Origin of the sequence: Cyanobium sp. LEGE 06143, assembly GCF_015207535.1 — a bacterium.
GTDB lineage: Bacteria > Cyanobacteriota > Cyanobacteriia > PCC-6307 > Cyanobiaceae > NIES-981.
Window position 1 is genome coordinate 1 of the sequence record NZ_JADEWP010000280.1, and the last position, 2,245, is coordinate 2,245.

2 protein-coding genes and 1 pseudogene are annotated in these 2,245 nt (G+C 63.9%); all 3 read left to right on the top strand.

Annotated features, from left to right (window positions below):
- Nucleotides 1-106 precede the first annotated feature (106 nt).
- Entirely contained in the window at nucleotides 107-694 is a 588-nt protein-coding gene (locus tag IQ216_RS13530; protein WP_228007532.1) for an ATP-dependent Clp protease proteolytic subunit, read from the top strand.
- 64 nt (nucleotides 695-758) lie between these two features.
- Nucleotides 759-1,754 carry a ketol-acid reductoisomerase gene (gene ilvC, locus IQ216_RS13535; RefSeq protein WP_193815885.1) on the top strand — a complete coding sequence of 332 codons (996 nt, stop codon included), beginning with the start codon at nucleotides 759-761 and terminating at the stop codon, nucleotides 1,752-1,754.
- 71 nt (nucleotides 1,755-1,825) lie between these two features.
- A pseudogene (locus IQ216_RS13540) lies at nucleotides 1,826-2,245 on the top strand (hypothetical protein); the annotation flags it as partial.

Sequence of the window (2,245 nt, forward strand, 5' to 3'; positions counted from 1 at the left end):
ATACACAATCGAGATGATAAACAAAGAAGAATTCAGAAAATACGCTGTTCACAATCAGGGAGTGAGCGGTACTGCCTTTGATCAGTACACGAAGCACATCGAAAATATGACCCGCTCTGTCATTGAGGAAAGACCTCAAAACTTTCGGGAGATTGATGTTTTCTCCAGACTGATCATGGATCGGATCATTTTTTTAGGTACAGGAGTAGATGATCACATAGCCAATATTATTGTGGCACAGTTACTTTTTTTGGAGTCTGTAGACGCCAAAAAAGACGTTTTGCTGTACATCAATAGCCCTGGAGGATCTGTAACGGCAGGCCTGGGGATCTACGACACGATGCAGTACGTCAAGAGTGACGTGGTGACCATCTGTGTGGGTCTGGCCGCCTCCATGGGGGCCTTCCTGCTGGGGGCTGGCACCAAGGGCAAGCGGCTGGCTCTGCCCCACAGCCGGATCATGATCCACCAGCCGCTCGGGGGCACCAGCCAGCGCCAGGCCAGCGACATCGCCATCGAGGCGAAGGAGATCCTGCGGATCAAGGACATGCTCAACCACAGCATGGCCGACATGACTGGCCAGAACTTCGAAAAGATCCAGAAGGACACCGATCGCGACTACTTCCTCAGCGCCGCCGAGGCCAAGGAGTACGGCCTGATCGATCGGGTGATCGCCCACCCCAGCGAGGCCTGAGCCGGCCGGCCGGCGGCCCATGCGTAAGCTCAAACCCTGCTCCCCGCCCTCAGCTTCAGCCCGGATGGCCCAGCTCTTCTACGACTCCGATGCCGATCTCAGCCTGCTGGCGGGCAAGACGGTGGCCATCATCGGCTACGGCTCCCAAGGCCATGCCCACGCCCTGAACCTCAAGGACAGCGGCGTGGCCGTGGTGGTGGGTCTGTACGAGGGCAGCCGTTCCGCCGAAAAGGCGAGGGCCGATGGCCTTGAGGTGCTCAGCGTGGCCGCTGCCTGCGCCAAGGCCGACTGGATCATGGTGCTGCTGCCCGATGAAATCCAGAAGGCGATCTACGAGGCGGAGATTGCGCCCCACCTCAGCGCCGGCAAGGTGCTGAGCTTCGCCCATGGCTTCAACATCCGCTTCGGGCTGATCCAGCCCCCGGCCGAGGTGGACGTGGTGATGATCGCCCCGAAGGGTCCCGGCCACACTGTGCGCTGGGAATACCAGAACGGCATGGGAGTGCCGGCCCTGTTTGCGGTGCAGCAGGACGCCAGCGGCAATGCCCGTGCCCTGGCCATGGCCTACGCCAAGGGCATCGGCGGCACCCGCGCCGGCATCCTCGAAACCAACTTCAAGGAGGAAACCGAAACCGACCTGTTCGGCGAGCAGGCCGTGCTCTGCGGTGGCCTCAGCGAACTGGTGAAGGCCGGCTTTGAAACCCTGGTGGAGGCAGGCTATCAGCCCGAGCTGGCCTATTTCGAGTGCCTGCACGAGGTGAAGCTGATCGTGGACCTGATGGTGAAGGGCGGCCTCACCGCCATGCGCGATTCGATCTCCAACACCGCCGAATACGGCGACTATGTGAGCGGCCCGCGCCTGATCACCGCCGCCACCAAGGCCGAGATGAAGCGCATCCTGGCCGACATCCAGGACGGCACCTTCGCCCGCAACTTCGTGGCCGAGTGCGAGGCCGGCAAGCCCGAGATGGCCAAGATCCGCCAGCGGGACGCCGAGCATCCGATCGAGCAGGTGGGCACAGGTCTGCGGGCCATGTTCTCCTGGCTCAAGGCAACCTGATTCCCCCCTCCCTGCTCTGGGGCAGCGCCCAAGCGGGCGGCAGCCTCACCCGGGCCTCCACGGCCTGGCTGGTGAGCGGGCTCAGCCCATCGCCGCTACTTAACAGCCTGCTGCCGGCCCTCGGCACCTTGCCGGCACTGCTGCCGCTGCGGCGCCGAGCCTGGGGCTATGGGATGCAGCTGCTGGCGGTGCTGGCCCTGCTGGCCGTCGCGGCGGCCCAGGCCCTGGAGTGGCTGCCGGCGCCCTGGCTGCTGGCGGGGTCACTCGCTGGGGTTCTGCTGTTCGCCCTGGGGGCAGAGATCAGCCAGCTGCCCCTGCAGCGGCGTCTGCTGCGCCAACCGGGCAGTTCGATCGAACAGTTGCGCCGGGGCTCAGACCTGGGCGCGCTGGCGGGTTACCTGCTCACGGCTCTGCTGTTCCCGGCCGCCCTGCAGTTCGGGCCTGCCCTGCTGCTGCTGCTGCCACTGGGGCTGCTGCTGGCCGTACGGGGC